The organism is Ruegeria sp. BHSC223, from assembly GCF_059613025.1.
The window spans coordinates 50,162-64,819 of the sequence record NZ_JBXWRR010000003.1 but is presented as its reverse complement, the minus strand read 5'-3'; the positions used below and the strand labels follow the sequence as shown (position 1 = coordinate 64,819).

Below are 14,658 nucleotides of genomic sequence, written 5' to 3'. Positions count from 1 at the left end.
GTATTTGCAGCAAAGTGAAGGGTGGAGGCGGGACCTGCCATGGAAAGATCTGCCAATTTGTAACGTTTTCTTGACACGGATCAACGCGGCGACACTGCGGGGCGGCTAAAGTCGCGCCCAGATCGGAAAGAACGGAAAACGAGGAGACAGAACTCTTGGAGAAAGCAAAGCCCATCGCCCCGCAAAAAGACAGCAAGGCCAACGGCGCGGGTGCCGCCGATCCCGTCGTCAAGGTGGTCGGCGCGCAAGACCCGGCTGCCGATGCCAAGGTTGAAACCGTGGCCGTGCCCTTGATGGAGGCGGGGCCGCGATCGGCGCGGAACCGGCGGATGCCGACCCCGGAGAGCGTGCGTCATGCCTTTGAAAGCGGCAAGTATCCCTATAGCCGCAAGATGTCCCGCCGCCCCTACGAGGCGGAAAAGGCGATGTTGCAGGCGGAGTTGCTGAAGGTTCAGCTCTGGGCGCAAGAAACCGGCGAACGCTTTGTGCTGTTGTTTGAGGGTCGCGATGCTGCCGGCAAGGGGGGCACCATCAAACGGTTCATGGAACACCTGAACCCGCGCCAGGCCCGCGTGGTCGCCCTGAACAAGCCCACCTGGGAGGAAAAGGGCCAGTGGTACTACCAGCGCTATGTGCAGGAACTGCCCACGGTGGGTGAAATGGTGTTCTATGACCGCTCCTGGTACAACCGCGCGGGTGTCGAACGGGTAATGGGCTTTTGCACGCCCAATGAGTATCTGGAGTTCATGCGCCAGACGCCGGACCTGGAGCGGATGCTGGTGCGCTCGGGCATCCGGCTTTACAAATACTGGTTCTCGGTCACTCAGGACGAGCAGCAGCGCCGCTTCAAGAGTCGCGAGACCGACCCGCTGAAACAGTGGAAACTGTCGCCGATCGACAAGGCGAGCCTCGACAAGTGGGACGATTATACCGAGGCCAAGGAGGCGATGTTCTTTTACACCGACACCGCCGATGCGCCCTGGACCATCATCAAGTCGAACGACAAGAAACGTGCCCGCCTGAACTGCATGCGGCATTTCCTGTCGACCCTTGATTATCCTGGCAAGGATATCGAGGTGGTCGGCGCACCTGACCCGCTGATCGTGGGCCACGCGCATCACGTGATCCACAAGTCCGAGCATATCCTGGGCACCGCCCTGCACCCCGACCAGCGGGCGAAGCAGGACTGATCTCGGTCGCCGCCACCTGCGGGAGCTTTAGTCGCCGCCGCCCGCGGCGAGCGCGCGCTGGAAGGCCGGGCGCGCGGCCATGGTGGCGGCGAATTCGGCGAGCCGGGGAAACTCTGCCGCACGGCCCAGCCGCGCCACCACGCCGGCGGGAAAGCTGAGCAGGATGTCGGCGGCGCTGAGCCCATCCAGTACGAAATGGCCCGAGGGGCGCAGGCTCTTTTCCATGAAGCGGAAATGGCTGGTCAGTTCCGACTGGATGCGCGGATGCAGCGGCGCGCCTGCCTCGCCCAACAGGCCTACATAGAGATTGAGCAGGATCGGCGTCATCACCGAGCCTTCGGCGAAATGCATCAGTTCCAAGTGTTCGGCCCAGGCGGGGCTGTCCTGCGGCGGCATCATCTGCGGCGCGTGGCGGGTGCAGAGGTAGTCGACGATGGCGCCGGATTCGGCCAGCCGGATACCGTCGGTCTCGATCACCGGCGATTTGCCCAGCGGGTGGATGGCGCGCAGTTCGGACGGGGCGAGGCGGGTCTTGGGGTCGCGCTCGTACCGGATGACGTCGTAGGGCAGGCCCAGCTCCTCGAGCAGCCAGAGGATGCGCAGCGAGCGGGATTGGGCGAGGTGGTGGACGGTGATCATGAGGTGGTCTCCGGTTGGGGCATCCAGTTCAGGATGGCGGCGGCAACCCGGTCGGGCGCCTGATGGCACAGCCAGTGGTCGGTGCCGGGGATGGTGATGCGGGTGAGCTTTGGTGCGAAATCCTCGAGCCCCTCGGTCGCCTCGGGCAACAGCGCGCGGTCGTCCGGCCCCCAGAGCAGCAGATGCGGGCAGCGCACCCGTAACCGGTCGAGCGGCAGGTCGGGCAGATCGGTGCGCGGTTGCCCGGGGGCGGCGATCACCAGAGGCGAGGCGCGGTACCAGTTGAGCATGGCGTCGAGCCTGCCGGGGCGTGCCCATTCGGCCTTGTAGTCCGCCAGCCGCGCGGGGCTAAGCCAGCCCTGCCCGCCCATGTAGCGGGTGAAGAAACCGGTCAGTGCCTTGTAGTCATCGGCGGCGAAATGCTGGGTCGCCTCGGGCGCGCGCAGGGCGTTCATGTATTGCGAGGCCGCCGATTGCGCGCCGCCCGCCGCCAGCGCGCGCTGGAACGGCACCGGGTGAACGCCATTGGCGATGATCAGGCGGTCGACCAGTTCGGGGCGGAACATGGCCAGCCCATAGGCCACCGCCGCGCCCCAGTCATGCCCCAGCACGGTGAGCGGCGCACCGAGGGTTTCGGCCAGCGCAGCCATGTCCGCAACCAGATGTGAGGTGGCGTAATGCGCGACGCCCTCGGGCGCCCAGCTCTGGCCATAACCGCGCTGATCGGGGGCGATGCAGTGGAAGTGGTGGGCCAGATGCGGCGCGAGGTCGGCCCAGGCGCCGCCAAATTCTGGAAAGCCGTGCAGCATCAGCAGCGGCGGCAGCGCCGGATCGCCCCAGCGGCGCAAAAAGAACGGGTTGTCGTTCAGATCAATCGTCTCTGTCTGCATTGTCATTTGCTCGTCTCCAGCAACTGGGACATTGCCGCCTGCATCGGGCGTAGGCGGTCAAATGCCACCACGATGCGCCCGAGCAGGTCGCTCCCTTCGGGCGGCAGGTCGATCCAGGCGGTCAGCGACTTGCGCCGGGCCAGATCGGCTAGCGCATCCCCGGGCGCGATTGGGGGCGCGGGCCGTTTCAGTTCCGGTTCGGACAGGCGCAGCCCCTGATCCATCAGCGCCGCGAGTGCCGCGCGCAGCACCTCGCCCCGCTCGGGCAGGCTGGCGCGATAGCGGGCCAGCGTGGCCGTGTCGAACCCCATCCGCCCGCCGCCTGCGGTGACATAGTCGGGCGAGACGCCAAAGAACCATTGCGCCCCCTCCGGCGTGGTCCAGAGCAGGTGTAGATGGGTGTTATAGGGCGTCTTGTCCTTGGAAAACCGCACATCGCGCTGCGTTCGGAACAGTTTGGTCGCGGTGCCCGGCCCCAATCGCGCCGCCACCTGATCCAGCAACAACTCTGCAGGGCGTTTCAGCTCTGCGTCGTAACGTGCTTTCCGCGCCGTGAACCAGTCGCGGCTGTTGTTGGCCGCCAACTCAGCCAAAAAGGCGCGGGCTTCGGGGATCAATCGGTCGAACGGGTCTGGCATCGCACCCTCTTTAGTTGAGGAGACTCTGTCAGGCTATCAGGATAGGACGGTGGCGCAAACGGCGAAGATGGTACTTGCCCTCACCTCTGCCCGCACCTAAGCCTGACCGGATGACCAAGGTGATGACATATCGCGGCCATGCAAGGGCAATCGCGGTGCTGGGCCTGCCGCTGATCGGCGGGCATCTGGCGCAATTCGCCATCGGGCTGACCGATACGGTCATGCTGGGCTGGTATGGGGTCGAGGCGCTGGCGGCGGTGACGCTGGGCAGCAGCTATTTCTTCGTGCTGTTCCTGATGGGCGCGGGCTTTGGCTGGGCGGTGATGCCGATGGTGGCCGCCGCTGCCGCCGAGCGGGACGAGACCAGCATCCGGCGGGCGACTCGGATGGGGCTCTGGGCCTCGCTGATCTTTACGGTGCTGGCCTTGCCCCTGTTGATCTGGTCGCAGCCGATCCTGCTGGCGTTGGGGCAGGAGCCCGAGATTGCCACCATGGCGGCAGAGTATCTGCGAGTCGCGGGCTGGGGTATGATGCCGGCGCTGACGGTGATGGTTCTGAAATCCTATCTCGCGGCGCTGGAGCGGACGCAGGTCGTGTTTTGGATCACGGTCCTGTCGGTCTTTGCCAACGCAGCTGCCAACTATGCTCTGATCTTCGGCAATTGGGGGGCGCCGGAATTGGGAATAACCGGGGCGGCGATTGCCTCGATCTGCACCCAGATGGTGTCGCTGGTGGCGGTGGTGGCCTATGCGCTGTGGGTCCTTCCGCAGCACACGCTGTTCCGCCGCTTCTGGCGACCGGATGGCGAGATGTTCCGGCGCGTGGTGCGGCTGGGGGTCCCAATTGCCCTGACCAATTTGGCCGAGGTGAGCCTGTTTTCCGCCTCTGCCGTGATGATGGGCTGGCTGGGGGCGGTGCCGCTGGCCGCCCATGGGATCGCGATCCAGTTGGCTGCGGCCACGTTCATGGTGCATCTGGGCTTGTCGAATGCCGCGACTATCCGGGCGGGCAATGCCTATGGCCGGCGCGACCGCGAAGGGATGGCGCGCGGCGGCAAGGTGGTGATCGCGATGTCGCTGATGATGTCCCTGGTGACGATCGCGCTGTTCTTGACCTGCGCCGAGCCGCTGATCTCGCTCTTCATGGAGCCGGACGACCCGAACCGGCCCGAGATCCTGGCCATCGGAGTCGGGCTGCTGGCGATGGCGGCGCTGTTCCAGCTGGTCGATGGTGCACAGGTGATGGCGCTGGGCCTGTTGCGCGGGGTGCAGGATACGACCGTGCCGATGATCATGGCCGCGGTCAGTTACTGGCTGGTCGGCATCCCGGCCTCTTACATGCTGGGATTCGTGCTGCACTGGGAAGGGATCGGCGTCTGGGCCGGCCTTTCCCTGGGGCTCGCTTGCGCGGGAAGCTTGCTGATGACCCGGTTCTGGTGCCGCTCGATCCGCTTGTTGAACTAGCCGCACGCGCGGTTCAGGCACATTTTCTTGCAAAGAAAATGTCCAAAGAAAATGAGATTTTCTTTGGCAGAATTTCTTTGAAATTCTGTTTGCCGAAAGGGGGCGACCTTCAACCCTTCATCAGCCGGTCCGCCTTCTTACGGACGAGCACCGAACGCAGGTCGTGCATGGCCAGTAACAGGGCGTCGGTGACCTCTTCCAGCTGCGCGTCGCTCGCCTTGGATTGCACCCAATGCGTGGTCAGGTTCAGGTAATCCACCGCCCGGTGGATATCGTCGATATCGCGCCGCGCCAGCAGGTTGGTGCGCTCGGCCATCCAGCGCTTGATCTCGCGCAGATCCTCGGGGCTGAGCGTGCGCCCGCCTTGGGGCTTTATATCGCCATTCTTGACGTTGACGACGGCAATGTGATCCATCTCGATCCGGCGCTGGCGGTTTTCCGTGTCGACGCGAAAGACAAAGGCGCCGTTTTCCCGGACCCGGAAGTAATAGTCTGGCAATTCGGCGCCCATTCCGGTGTCTCCCGTTTCAGGTCAGTGACGCGCAGAAGCGCTGGATGCGGGTGCAGGCCTCGGTCAGGGCCGCATCGGAGGCAGCGTAGCTGACGCGGAAATTCGGGGAAAGCCCGAAGGCCGCGCCAAACACCACCGCCACGTCGGCCTCTTCCAGCAATGCAGTGCAAAAGGTCTCGTCGCTGTCGATCACGGTACCGCTGGGCGTGGTCTTGCCGATCAGGCCGGCAATCGAGGGATAGACATAAAACGCGCCCTCGGGGGTGGGGCATTCGATGCCGTCGATGGCATTCAGCATCGAGATCACCAGGTCGCGGCGGCGTTTGAAAAGCGTTGCGTTCGGGGCCAGGAATTCTTGCGTGCCGTTCAACGCCTCGACCGCTGCCCATTGGCTGATGGTGCAGGGGTTCGAGGTGGATTGCGACTGGATCTTGCGCATGGCCGCGATCAGTTCGACCGGGCCCGCCGCATAGCCGATGCGCCAACCGGTCATCGCATAGGCCTTGGACACGCCATTGCAGGTCAGCGTGCGCTCATACAGTCCCGGCTCCACCTGTGCGGGGGTGCAGAATTCGAACCCGTCATAGGCGAGATGTTCATACATGTCGTCCGACATCACCCAGACATGCGGGTGACGCATCAGCACATCGGTCAGCCCCTTCAACTCGTCCCGGCTGTAGCCCGCGCCGGTCGGGTTCGAGGGCGAGTTGAAGATGAACCATTTCGTGCGCGGCGTGATTGCGGCCTCAAGTTGCGCCGGTGTCAGCTTGAATGCGGTCTCCAGCGCGGTTTCCACCACCACCGGTGTGCCGCCGCCCAGCAGCACCATGTCGGGATAGCTGACCCAATAGGGGGCGGGGATGATCACCTCGTCACCCGGGTTCAGTGTCGCCATCAGGGCATTATAGAGGGTCTGCTTGCCGCCGCTGCCGACCGAGACCTGGGCGGGGGTATAGGTCAGCCCGTGATCGCGCTGCATCTTGGCACAGATCGCCTGTTTCAGCTCGATGATGCCATCGGGTGCGGTGTATTTGGTCTTGCCCGCCGCAATGGCGGCGGTTGCGGCATCCTTGATGTTCTGCGGCGTGTCGAAATCCGGCTCGCCCGCGCTCAGCCCGATGATGTCGCGGCCTTCGGCCTTGAGTTCGGCCGCCTTGGCCGTCATGGCAACGGTGGGCGAGGGTTTGACGCGGGACAATGTCGCAGACAGGAAACTCATGGCGGCCTCGGTTTGAATGTTGCGCGTCCCTGTCATAGGGTGCGCCCAACCGACGATCAAGCAGGTTGCGGAGGCAACCGGAAAGGACCGCTATGAGCGACGAAACCGATTGGTACGGACCCGAGGCCGCGACCTTTGGCGACCGTCTGGCTGCGGCGCGCGAGGCCGCGGACATGACCCAGGCGCAACTGGCCCGCCGTCTTGGGGTAAAAAAGAGCACGATCAGCGGCTGGGAAAACGACCTCTCCGAGCCGCGCGCCAATCGTCTGTCGATGCTGGCGGGGCTGCTGAATGTCTCGATCGTCTGGCTGATCACCGGCGAGGGGCAGGGCGGCGAGGTGTTGACCGAGACCGACGAGACCGCCCGCGACATGGCGGCCTTGCTGACCGAATTGCGCAGCCTTCGCGCTGATCTTCAGGCCAGCGGCCAACGCGCCGCGCGGCTGGAGAAGCAGCTGCGCCAGATCATGGAGCAAACCGAGTGAGCGAAAGCCGCGAAACCCGGATCAAACGGATGCGCATGCGGTCGATGCGGCGCGGGATCAAGGAGATGGATCTGATCCTGTCCGCCTATGCCGACCGCAATATCGAGGCGATGGATGCGGGCGCGCTCGATCTTTACGACGCGCTGCTGCACGAGAACGATCAGGATCTCTATCAATGGGTCACGGGGCAGGTTTCTGCCCCGGACCGCTATCGGGATCTGATCGCGGATATCTCGCAAACGTTTCAAAAATAACACAGTTTTCAACTTAACTGATTCTTTGGGTTTTCGTCTCAGAGTGTTCGGCAAGCAGCAGCGAGTCGGAGAGACGGATGAGTATGGAGAGGCAGATCGCCCAGGCCGGCGCCAAAGGCTTCATGGCAAACTATCTGGAGGCGCTGTCTCTGGTCGAGCGGTTGCACCGGCTGCTGCTCGACGTCATCAAGGACGAGTTCGAGCGGGTCGGCGTGCTGGAAATCAACGCGGTACAGGCGCTTTTGCTGTTCAATATCGGCGATAACGAGGTGACTGCGGGCGAATTGAAAAGCCGCGGCTATTACCAGGGCAGCAATGTCAGCTACAACCTCAAGAAACTGGTCGAGATGGGCTATATGCATCACCAGCGCTGCGAGATCGACCGCCGGTCGGTTCGGGTCAGGCTGACCCAGCGCGGGCGCGAGATCCGCGATGTGGTGGCCGAGCTGTTCATGCGCCATGCCGAGGGGCTGCAAAGCCGGGGCGTGCTGGGGCCCGACGGAATCGAGGAGATCACCTCGGCGCTGAAACGGGTGGAGCGGTACTGGACCGATCAGATCCGGTACATTTATTGAGGCAGGACAGGCCCAGGCAGAACAGGCGCGTGTAGCTGCGTCGCGGTGCGGGCGGGAAGGGCAGAGAGAACCAGCCCCTCCAGCTCGCGCCGCAGTTTGCGCTCCATTGCGGCCTGATAATCGTCATATCCCAGCGCCACCTCGACAAAGGCGCCGGGTCCCAGGATCACCCAGGCGCCGTAATAGGCCGACAGCTCTCCAATCTGGGTCTGGCGGAGGTCCGTGGAGGTCATGCTGTCCGCGCCAATGACCAGCGCGTTGACGGTCAGGTCGGTGCCCTCCAGCGCGGCCTTTACGGCGCGCGGATGCGGACCCATGTTGTGCTTGCCATCGCCGGACAGGTCGAGTGTGCGTTTCCAGCAATCGGGCTGTTGGGCCAGCAGGGTGGCCCCGTATCGCATCGCGGGGCCGACGGCCGTGCCCGGCGGCGCCGCAGCTCTGCGGGTGGCGCGCAGGGTGGCCGCGACCGCCTCCAGATCGGCTGTGGTGCCGATCTGCCGCCAGGGGAGGATCAGGCGCTGAAACCCCGGTTCGCTCCATTCATAGACGGCCAGCCGGATCGGGTGGCCGGGCATCGCCAGCAGGCGCGACTGAACCGCGGGCGACAGCAGTGCGGCGGCCAGCCCGTCGAGTTGCAACCGGTATTCGCGCGCATCGACCGAGCCGGATACGTCGAGCCCCAGTGCCAACGCCTGCCGACACCCGGCCCAGCCGGGCGCGGGCAGCAGCAGGACCAGAAGCGTCAACACGCGGATCATCGCAGCCCCCCGATCACCAGCCCGGACAGTTCCCGTTCCAGCTTGCGCCGCATGGCGCGTTCGAAATCGGCAAAGCCTTGCGCCACCTCGAGAAAGGCACCGGGGCCATGCAGCACCTCGGTCTCGAAATAGGGGATCAGCTGAATCTCGGTCTCGTATTCGGCCCCGTTGATAGCCAGCCCGTTCACGGTAATCCCGTCAAACGCTGGTGTGGCATAGGCCGCGCGTGGGCCGAAGCCCTCGTTATTCTCGCCATCGCCCGACAGGTCGATCGTGTGGAACAGGCAGTCGGGACCGCCCGCCAGCAGCGCCGCGCCATAGGCCAGTGCGTGTCCCATTGCGGTGGGCGCCTCGGTCGTGGCGCGCTGAGACGCCGCAATCAGGGCGGCGGCGCTCTCCAGATCGGCGCGCGAGCGGATCAGCACCCAGTCGACCAGCAGGTGCTGGTCGGTCGGCCCGCTCCACTCATAGGCGGCAAGTGCCACCGGCTGCGGGGTCGACAAGGCCGCGCGCACCACTTCGGGGGCCAGCAACGCCGTCGCCAGCCCTTGTCGTTGCAACCGATCCTCGCGGGCATCGACCGAGCGCGATACATCGAGCGCCAGGGCAAGGGCCAGGCGGCATTCCACAGCCGACGCCTGCGTTGCCAGCAGTGCAAGCAGACAGGCAGCGGCGCCTCGGCGCATCACCAGTGGCCGGTGCTGTCCATGCTGACCCAGGGTTCGGCCGGGTCCAGCGCGGCACCGTTCTGCAACAGCTCGATCGAGATATTGTCGGGCGAGCGGATAAAGGCCATGCGCCCGTCGCGCGGTGGCCGGTTGATGGTGATACCGTTCTCTTGCAGCATCGCGCAGGTGGCATAGATGTCGTCGACCCCATAGGCGAGATGCCCGAAATGGCGGCTGTCGCTGGGCAGCCCGTCGTCACCATCCCAGTTATAGGTCAGCTCCAGCGGCGTCTCGTCCTGCCCGGGTGCGGCCAGATAGACGAGGGTAAACCGCCCCTCTTCGCTGTCGTAGCGGCGGATTTCGCGCAGACCGAGCAATTCGTAGAAGGCCATGGATTTTTCCAGGTCCTTCACGCGGACCATGACATGCAGATATTTGAGCGGCATCGCTTGTTTTCCTGTGCTGGGTGTCGAGACGAAGCCTAGCGCAGTGGCCGGCAATGTCGAGACTGCCTAGAACGCGGATTGGATGCCGAAATTCACCCCGAAACGGCGCGCATCATAAAGCGCGATGTTGCTTTCGGTGCGCGAGGCGCTGATGCGCATGGTCGGGTTGAAGCCGTAATAGTCTATCTTGTTGAAGATCAGCGTGAAATCCGCCTCGTACTTGTCTTCCTGCCGGCCGTTGCGATCATGCGGAGAGACATCGTAGTCGCGGCTGCGGGCCCAGAGACCCAGTTGCGCGGTGGCGCCAAGGATCGGTTTGGCAAAGGTGATCTGGGCCCGCAGCGCGATTTCGTCGAACTCGTCTGCGGCCAGGTTCGAGGTCGCCACCGCCCCGGTCAGATTGGTCCACAGCGTCGTCCCCCCCGCGAGCGGCAGGGTATAGGACAGATCTGCGCGTATCGTGTCCTGATCACTGCGGGTGACACCCCATTGCCGTTCGGTGGCGATGCGGGCGTTGATCTGGCGCCCCCTGTCCAGCTTGTAGCTTTGCCCCAGGCTGAGCCGCGCAAAGCGGGCATATTCGTTGCCGCCATACCAGCTCTGCCCGACATCGACAAAGAAACGGTATTCGCCGCGCCGGTCGAAATTGATGCCGCGCTGGCCATAGCCCAGCGTGTAGGAGGCGAAGGAAAAATCGCTGGCACGGGCGGTGGGGGCGAGTGCCTTGGCCTCGGAAGACAGCGAATAGGCGCGCAGATCGACCGACAGGATCAGGTCATGCGCGCGGGTCGGCAACTCGCGAAATCGGTATCGCGTTGTCAGCCCGAGCGCGTATTCGACCCCCGACAACGCCCGCGCCGATCCGCCCAGCTGATATTCCACCGGCTGACCATAGAGCACTTCGGACAGTTTGTAGTTCAGAAACGAGGATCGTTGTGACGAGCCGTTGTTGATGTTGCTGTCCGGGGTGATCGCAAAGGACAGCCGCGTCAGCCACGGATTCCGAGCGCGCACATAGCGGAAATCGCGCACGGCAATCCGGCTCAACTCCTCGGAGGGGGCATGTTCGACGGCGCGGCGCAGCCACCATTGCGCCAGGGTGCGCCGATCATCCGATGCCAGTGCCTGAGCCATGACCATCGAGCTTGCGTATTTTTGCTCGTCAGTCTCGGATAGTCGCCAAGCCTGCCGGGCAGATTCTCGGGCTTCGTCAAAGCGGCCGAGAGACCGCGCGGCACGGGAATGCACCAGCAGCGCTTGACGGTCCGCTGGATCCCGTTGCACCAAGGCTCTAGCATAGCTGTAGGCCTGCTCAGGTGCTCCGATGCGGAGCGCCTGAACGGCGGTGGCGCGCAATTCGTCGGGGCTCAACCGGGCGGGCCCCTGCGCAAGGGCAGGTGCCTGGATAAAACCAGCCATTAAGGCCAGAACAGCAACCGGGCGGCGTATCTTTGGCGGTAGCCGCATTACCGGCCTCAGTTGTAGACGATGAAGCCGCCGGTTTCACGGACCGATGGAGCAACCGGGTCACGCTTCGTTTCCAGAACGACCACCCCGACGATTTCGTCAGCGTTGTCGCCCGAGATGATGGCGTAATAGTTGCCTTCCTCGAACAGCTGCGCTCTACCTTCGTTGTCCACGTAATAGCTGGTCATCTTACCCAGCAACTCGCCATTGTCGTCCATCACACCGGGGCCCACGGTAAAGGTGGCAGTGGGAATTTCGGTCAAGGAAACATTGTTCTGCGTATTGATCCTGCTCAGCGTGCTGGTAGTGACGTCTTCGCCGTCCATATTCAGAATGCGGCGGTTGTCCATCACGCCGCGAACAGCATCGCCCCGTGTTCCGGTGGCATCATTGAAATCGTCGAAATCAATTGCGATGCGAATATCGGCTGTGGTGTATTCCAGCGCACCAACCCCGTTATAGTCTCGCAGACCGGCAACCTTGCCGGTGAAGAGGGCCTGGCCCGTGGTCGGTAGATTCACGTTGTTGTTGCGCTGATAGATAAAGCCACCAAAGCCATAGTCGACATAGGCGCCGGTCCGGACAATCGCGAATTGCGTGTTGCTCGAGGTCGAAACGCCATAAATGGCACGGTGACGGAACTGGTTCACCGGTTCACCGTCGAAGCTGTCCAGGAATTGTGCGTCGGCCTCGTATACGGCGTAGGGTCCTAGGCTGCTGACAGCTGCGCCACGGGAATAGGTGTTGTCGCCGTCGAAGCCGAGGTTGTCGACCGAGAATGTGTCGTCGGCGGCGTTGTACCTTACATCTCGAGCAAAGCCGTTGCCGGTATAGGGGTCTTCGGTGCTTGTTGGCTCGCTTCTAAAAATGCCAGCGGCAGGGGTCGGCGAGGGGGTTCCAGGGGGTACGACGCGATCACCCTGAATTGGTGTCCCGGTGTCACCATCAGTTCCGCCATCGGTCCCAGAACCGGTATCAGAGCCATCGCCTGTCCCGAATACGGCATCAGAGCCGCCGCACGCTGTCAAAAAAGCGCACGTTGCGGCTGCAACGAGATAGGATTTCATAACTGCCTGCCTCTGCTCTTTGTCAGATCATTTTGAGAGATAGTCCCGGCTGAAACGGTGAAAGTCAATCGCAACCTGAACGGGTCTGGGGAAAGCCAAATAGGGTGTCTAAAAAGCCATACCTGATATGGCGGTTTTTGTGTGGAGCAATGCAATATATAGTGGCGCTGCGACTCATCTAGTGAAAGGGACCCTGATGCCGCTATCTCCAGAGCAACTGGCCGAGATCGACGCCCAGCGGGCGCAGACCGCGCCGACCCGCCGTGTAGTGTCGCCGGGGATGGAGGCGCAACTCTATTCCGCGCATCCGGTGCTGGATCACGGTTTTGTCCGGGTGATCGACTATATGGGCGATGATGCGGCCATCTGCCAGGCGGCGCGGGTGTCTTATGGCACGGGCACCAAGTCAGTGCAGAACGATGAGGGGCTGATCCGCTATCTGATGCGGCACTGGCATTCGACCCCGTTCGAGATGTGCGAAATCAAGCTGCACGTGAAACTACCGGTCTTTGTCGCGCGGCAGTGGATCCGGCACCGGACCGCGAATGTGAACGAATATTCGGCGCGCTACTCAATCCTGGACCGCGAATTCTATATCCCGGCACCGGAACATGTGGCGGCGCAATCGGCGGTCAACAACCAGGGCCGGGGTGAGGCTCTGCAAGGGAAAGAGGCGGCGCGCGTGCTGGAGATTCTCAAGGCCGACAGCGCCCGCTGCTATGACAACTACGAAGCGATGATCGGGCAGGAGGGCCAGCAGGGTCTGGCGCGCGAACTGGCGCGAATGAACCTGCCGGCGAATATCTATACCCAATGGTACTGGAAGGTCGATCTGCACAACCTGTTTCATTTCCTGCGCCTGCGCGCCGACCCTCATGCGCAATACGAGATCCGGGTCTATGCAGAAACCATGTGCCGCCTGGTCGCCGACTGGGTCCCCTTTGCCTATAAGGCGTTCGAGGATTACCGGCTGGGTGCGGTGAACCTGTCTGCACAGATGGTCGACAGCCTGCGCCGGATGCTGGCGGGCGAGGCGGTGACACAAGAGGCCTCGGGCCTCTCAGCGCGAGAATGGCGAGAATTTCAAGAGGTTATCAGTCATAGCGAAGGCGGAGCCTGAATTCTGCCGCCCTGCAATGCGGGGTCATAACAAGGGATCGGCGGCCGCGCAGGCCGGCCGCCGTCGGTTGCATGACCCGGAACGTTCCGGGTGGTCCCGTTACAGTGGCTTGATGTCTCCGGCCATCTTGCGGCCGTCACGTCCGTCCAGCATCTCAAAGGACACTTTCTGATTGTCGGCAAGTCCGGTAAGGCCGGACCGTTCGACAGCCGAGATATGAACAAAAACGTCCTTGCCCCCGTCATCGGGGGCAATGAACCCGTAACCTTTTGTTGCGTTAAACCATTTCACGGTGCCGGTAGGCATGTCCCGTGTCTCCTTCTACCTTCCAGGTCACCCCTTTAATTGGCGGGGTCGCGAACGGGCGACCGGTCAGGCGGCGCGCGGTCCAGCATGACCATGCCGGACGCCGAGAGGCCGGAAGCTCCGGCCACAAGATTGCACGGTGCGTGCAAAAATCAAGAAAAAGGGGGTGTCGAGGCACAAAATGCGCGATATTTCCGCAGTAAAAAGAAGGGGGCGCCATGCTGATCTATGGTCTGAAGAATTGCGATACCTGCCGCAAGGCGTTGAAATCCCTGCCGGATGCGCGGCTTGTCGATGTGCGCGCCGACGGGATCGATCCGGCGGTTCTGGACCGGGCCTGGGCGCGATTTGGCGGCGATCTTCTCAACACTCGCTCGACCACATGGCGTGGGCTGGACGAGGACGAGCGCGCGCGCGCGCCGCTGGATCTCATTGCCGAGCATCCCGCGTTGATGAAACGGCCGCTGATCGAAGCCGGAGGGGAATTTTACCTCGGTTGGACCCCCGGCACCCGTCAGGCCCTTGGTCTGGACTAGGACCGGCCTTATGTCGGGCCTGTAGGGAAACGCAGGAGAGAACCCAAGATGCGCAATGCCGCCCTTGTTCTCGGGATCATCGCCGGTCTGATCGGCATGCTGGTCGGCTTTTTCAGCTTTGGCTATGTCGAGGCGATCGAGCGTTTTGGCGAAATCGACGGGCTGGCCGAGCAGGTCGAGAATGCCGATCTGGTGCAGATGACCTCGATCATCGCGCCGATGCTGGCGATTGCGGGCGGTGCCATGGCGCGGTCACGGGCGCTGTGGGGCGGGGTGCTGCTGCTGGTGTCGGCGGCGGGGATGTATCACGCCTTTGGCTTCAACGTGTTCACCATGTTCCCCATCGCCTTTGCCGCGGTGGGCGGGGTTCTGGGCGTGGCCGCGGGCAAGCCGGACGAGCCCAAGGCGCATTTCTGAAGCTTCTGG

The 14,658-nt window shown here is 63.2% G+C and carries 19 protein-coding genes; 8 read left to right on the top strand and 11 right to left on the bottom strand.

Annotation, left to right across the window (positions count from 1 at the left end; translation table 11 throughout):
• Nucleotides 1-293: 293 nt before the first annotated feature.
• The gene (ppk2, locus tag AC2FNY_RS08015) at nucleotides 294-1,190 is read left to right on the top strand and encodes a polyphosphate kinase 2 (protein WP_234167786.1); all 897 of its coding nucleotides are present in this window, start codon (nucleotides 294-296) and stop codon (nucleotides 1,188-1,190) included.
• Between the two features lie 27 nt (nucleotides 1,191-1,217).
• Here ppk2 and AC2FNY_RS08010 read toward each other — a convergent pair whose 3' ends face one another.
• The 3 genes from AC2FNY_RS08010 to AC2FNY_RS08000 are packed head-to-tail and all read right to left on the bottom strand — an operon-like array spanning nucleotide 1,218 to nucleotide 3,357.
• Nucleotides 1,218-1,829, bottom strand: a complete 612-nt coding sequence (locus AC2FNY_RS08010) for a glutathione S-transferase (protein ID WP_234166975.1) — start codon at nucleotides 1,827-1,829, stop codon at nucleotides 1,218-1,220.
• A complete protein-coding gene (locus tag AC2FNY_RS08005; protein ID WP_496802130.1) occupies nucleotides 1,826-2,725 on the bottom strand; it encodes an alpha/beta fold hydrolase in 900 nt (299 codons plus the stop codon). Before AC2FNY_RS08005 ends, AC2FNY_RS08010 begins: the two co-directional genes overlap by 4 nt.
• Nucleotides 2,722-3,357 (bottom strand): TIGR02453 family protein, encoded by a 636-nt coding sequence (locus AC2FNY_RS08000; RefSeq protein WP_234166973.1) that lies wholly within the window; start codon nucleotides 3,355-3,357, stop codon nucleotides 2,722-2,724. Before AC2FNY_RS08000 ends, AC2FNY_RS08005 begins: the two co-directional genes overlap by 4 nt.
• 122 nt (nucleotides 3,358-3,479) lie before the next feature.
• Here AC2FNY_RS08000 and AC2FNY_RS07995 point away from each other — a divergent pair, with 122 nt between their 5' ends.
• Nucleotides 3,480-4,820, top strand: a complete 1,341-nt coding sequence (locus AC2FNY_RS07995; RefSeq protein ID WP_496802129.1) for an MATE family efflux transporter — start codon at nucleotides 3,480-3,482, stop codon at nucleotides 4,818-4,820.
• Between the two features lie 109 nt (nucleotides 4,821-4,929).
• Here the strand turns inward: AC2FNY_RS07995 and AC2FNY_RS07990 are convergent, their stop codons facing one another.
• Together AC2FNY_RS07990 and AC2FNY_RS07985 are read right to left on the bottom strand one after the other, a co-directional pair.
• Entirely contained in the window at nucleotides 4,930-5,331 is a 402-nt protein-coding gene (locus tag AC2FNY_RS07990) for a hypothetical protein (protein ID WP_234166971.1), read from the bottom strand.
• A 16-nt stretch (nucleotides 5,332-5,347) separates the two neighbouring features.
• Entirely contained in the window at nucleotides 5,348-6,550 is a 1,203-nt protein-coding gene (locus AC2FNY_RS07985; protein WP_234137755.1) for a pyridoxal phosphate-dependent aminotransferase, read from the bottom strand.
• Nucleotides 6,551-6,642: 92 nt separating this feature from the next.
• Here AC2FNY_RS07985 and AC2FNY_RS07980 point away from each other — a divergent pair, with 92 nt between their 5' ends.
• The 3 genes from AC2FNY_RS07980 (at nucleotide 6,643) to AC2FNY_RS07970 (ending at nucleotide 7,864) form a co-directional block, all read left to right on the top strand.
• A complete protein-coding gene (locus AC2FNY_RS07980) occupies nucleotides 6,643-7,035 on the top strand; it encodes a helix-turn-helix domain-containing protein (RefSeq protein ID WP_496802128.1) in 393 nt (130 codons plus the stop codon).
• Nucleotides 7,032-7,289: a succinate dehydrogenase assembly factor 2 gene (locus AC2FNY_RS07975; protein WP_234137757.1), complete on the top strand. Its 258-nt coding sequence runs from the start codon at nucleotides 7,032-7,034 to the stop codon at nucleotides 7,287-7,289. Before AC2FNY_RS07980 ends, AC2FNY_RS07975 begins: the two co-directional genes overlap by 4 nt.
• An 83-nt stretch (nucleotides 7,290-7,372) precedes the next feature.
• The gene (locus tag AC2FNY_RS07970) at nucleotides 7,373-7,864 is read left to right on the top strand and encodes a MarR family winged helix-turn-helix transcriptional regulator (protein ID WP_430539070.1); all 492 of its coding nucleotides are present in this window, start codon (nucleotides 7,373-7,375) and stop codon (nucleotides 7,862-7,864) included.
• Here the strand turns inward: AC2FNY_RS07970 and AC2FNY_RS07965 are convergent.
• The 5 genes from AC2FNY_RS07965 to AC2FNY_RS07945 all read right to left on the bottom strand — a co-directional run bounded on the left by AC2FNY_RS07965 (nucleotide 7,858) and on the right by AC2FNY_RS07945 (nucleotide 12,270).
• The gene (locus AC2FNY_RS07965) at nucleotides 7,858-8,622 is read right to left on the bottom strand and encodes a DUF1194 domain-containing protein (protein ID WP_496802127.1); all 765 of its coding nucleotides are present in this window, start codon (nucleotides 8,620-8,622) and stop codon (nucleotides 7,858-7,860) included. The genes AC2FNY_RS07970 and AC2FNY_RS07965 overlap by 7 nt on opposite strands.
• Nucleotides 8,619-9,308 (bottom strand): DUF1194 domain-containing protein, encoded by a 690-nt coding sequence (locus AC2FNY_RS07960; RefSeq protein WP_496802126.1) that lies wholly within the window; start codon nucleotides 9,306-9,308, stop codon nucleotides 8,619-8,621. The genes AC2FNY_RS07965 and AC2FNY_RS07960 overlap by 4 nt, the downstream gene beginning before the upstream one ends.
• Nucleotides 9,308-9,736, bottom strand: coding sequence for a VOC family protein (locus AC2FNY_RS07955; protein ID WP_011047011.1), 429 nt, complete (start codon nucleotides 9,734-9,736; stop codon nucleotides 9,308-9,310). The genes AC2FNY_RS07960 and AC2FNY_RS07955 overlap by 1 nt, the downstream gene beginning before the upstream one ends.
• Nucleotides 9,737-9,802: 66 nt before the next feature.
• Complete coding sequence (locus tag AC2FNY_RS07950; protein WP_496802125.1) at nucleotides 9,803-10,870, bottom strand: surface lipoprotein assembly modifier; 1,068 nt, start codon at nucleotides 10,868-10,870, stop codon at nucleotides 9,803-9,805.
• A 341-nt stretch (nucleotides 10,871-11,211) separates the two neighbouring features.
• Nucleotides 11,212-12,270: a hypothetical protein gene (locus tag AC2FNY_RS07945; protein WP_234166965.1), complete on the bottom strand. Its 1,059-nt coding sequence runs from the start codon at nucleotides 12,268-12,270 to the stop codon at nucleotides 11,212-11,214.
• Between the two features lie 196 nt (nucleotides 12,271-12,466).
• On the opposite strand from AC2FNY_RS07945, the gene thyX reads away from it, so the two are divergent.
• Nucleotides 12,467-13,390, top strand: a complete 924-nt coding sequence (gene thyX, locus AC2FNY_RS07940; protein WP_234166964.1) for an FAD-dependent thymidylate synthase — start codon at nucleotides 12,467-12,469, stop codon at nucleotides 13,388-13,390.
• 99 nt (nucleotides 13,391-13,489) lie between these two features.
• On the opposite strand, the gene AC2FNY_RS07935 is transcribed toward thyX, so the two are convergent.
• Nucleotides 13,490-13,696 carry a cold-shock protein gene (locus AC2FNY_RS07935; RefSeq protein ID WP_011047016.1) on the bottom strand — a complete coding sequence of 69 codons (207 nt, stop codon included), beginning with the start codon at nucleotides 13,694-13,696 and terminating at the stop codon, nucleotides 13,490-13,492.
• A gap of 218 nt (nucleotides 13,697-13,914) precedes the next feature.
• On the opposite strand from AC2FNY_RS07935, the gene AC2FNY_RS07930 reads away from it, so the two are divergent.
• On the top strand, nucleotides 13,915-14,232 hold the full coding sequence (locus tag AC2FNY_RS07930) for an arsenate reductase family protein (RefSeq protein WP_496802124.1): 318 nt from the start codon (nucleotides 13,915-13,917) through the stop codon (nucleotides 14,230-14,232).
• A gap of 48 nt (nucleotides 14,233-14,280) precedes the next feature.
• Entirely contained in the window at nucleotides 14,281-14,649 is a 369-nt protein-coding gene (locus tag AC2FNY_RS07925) for a hypothetical protein (RefSeq protein WP_234137765.1), read from the top strand.
• Nucleotides 14,650-14,658 lie beyond the last annotated feature (9 nt).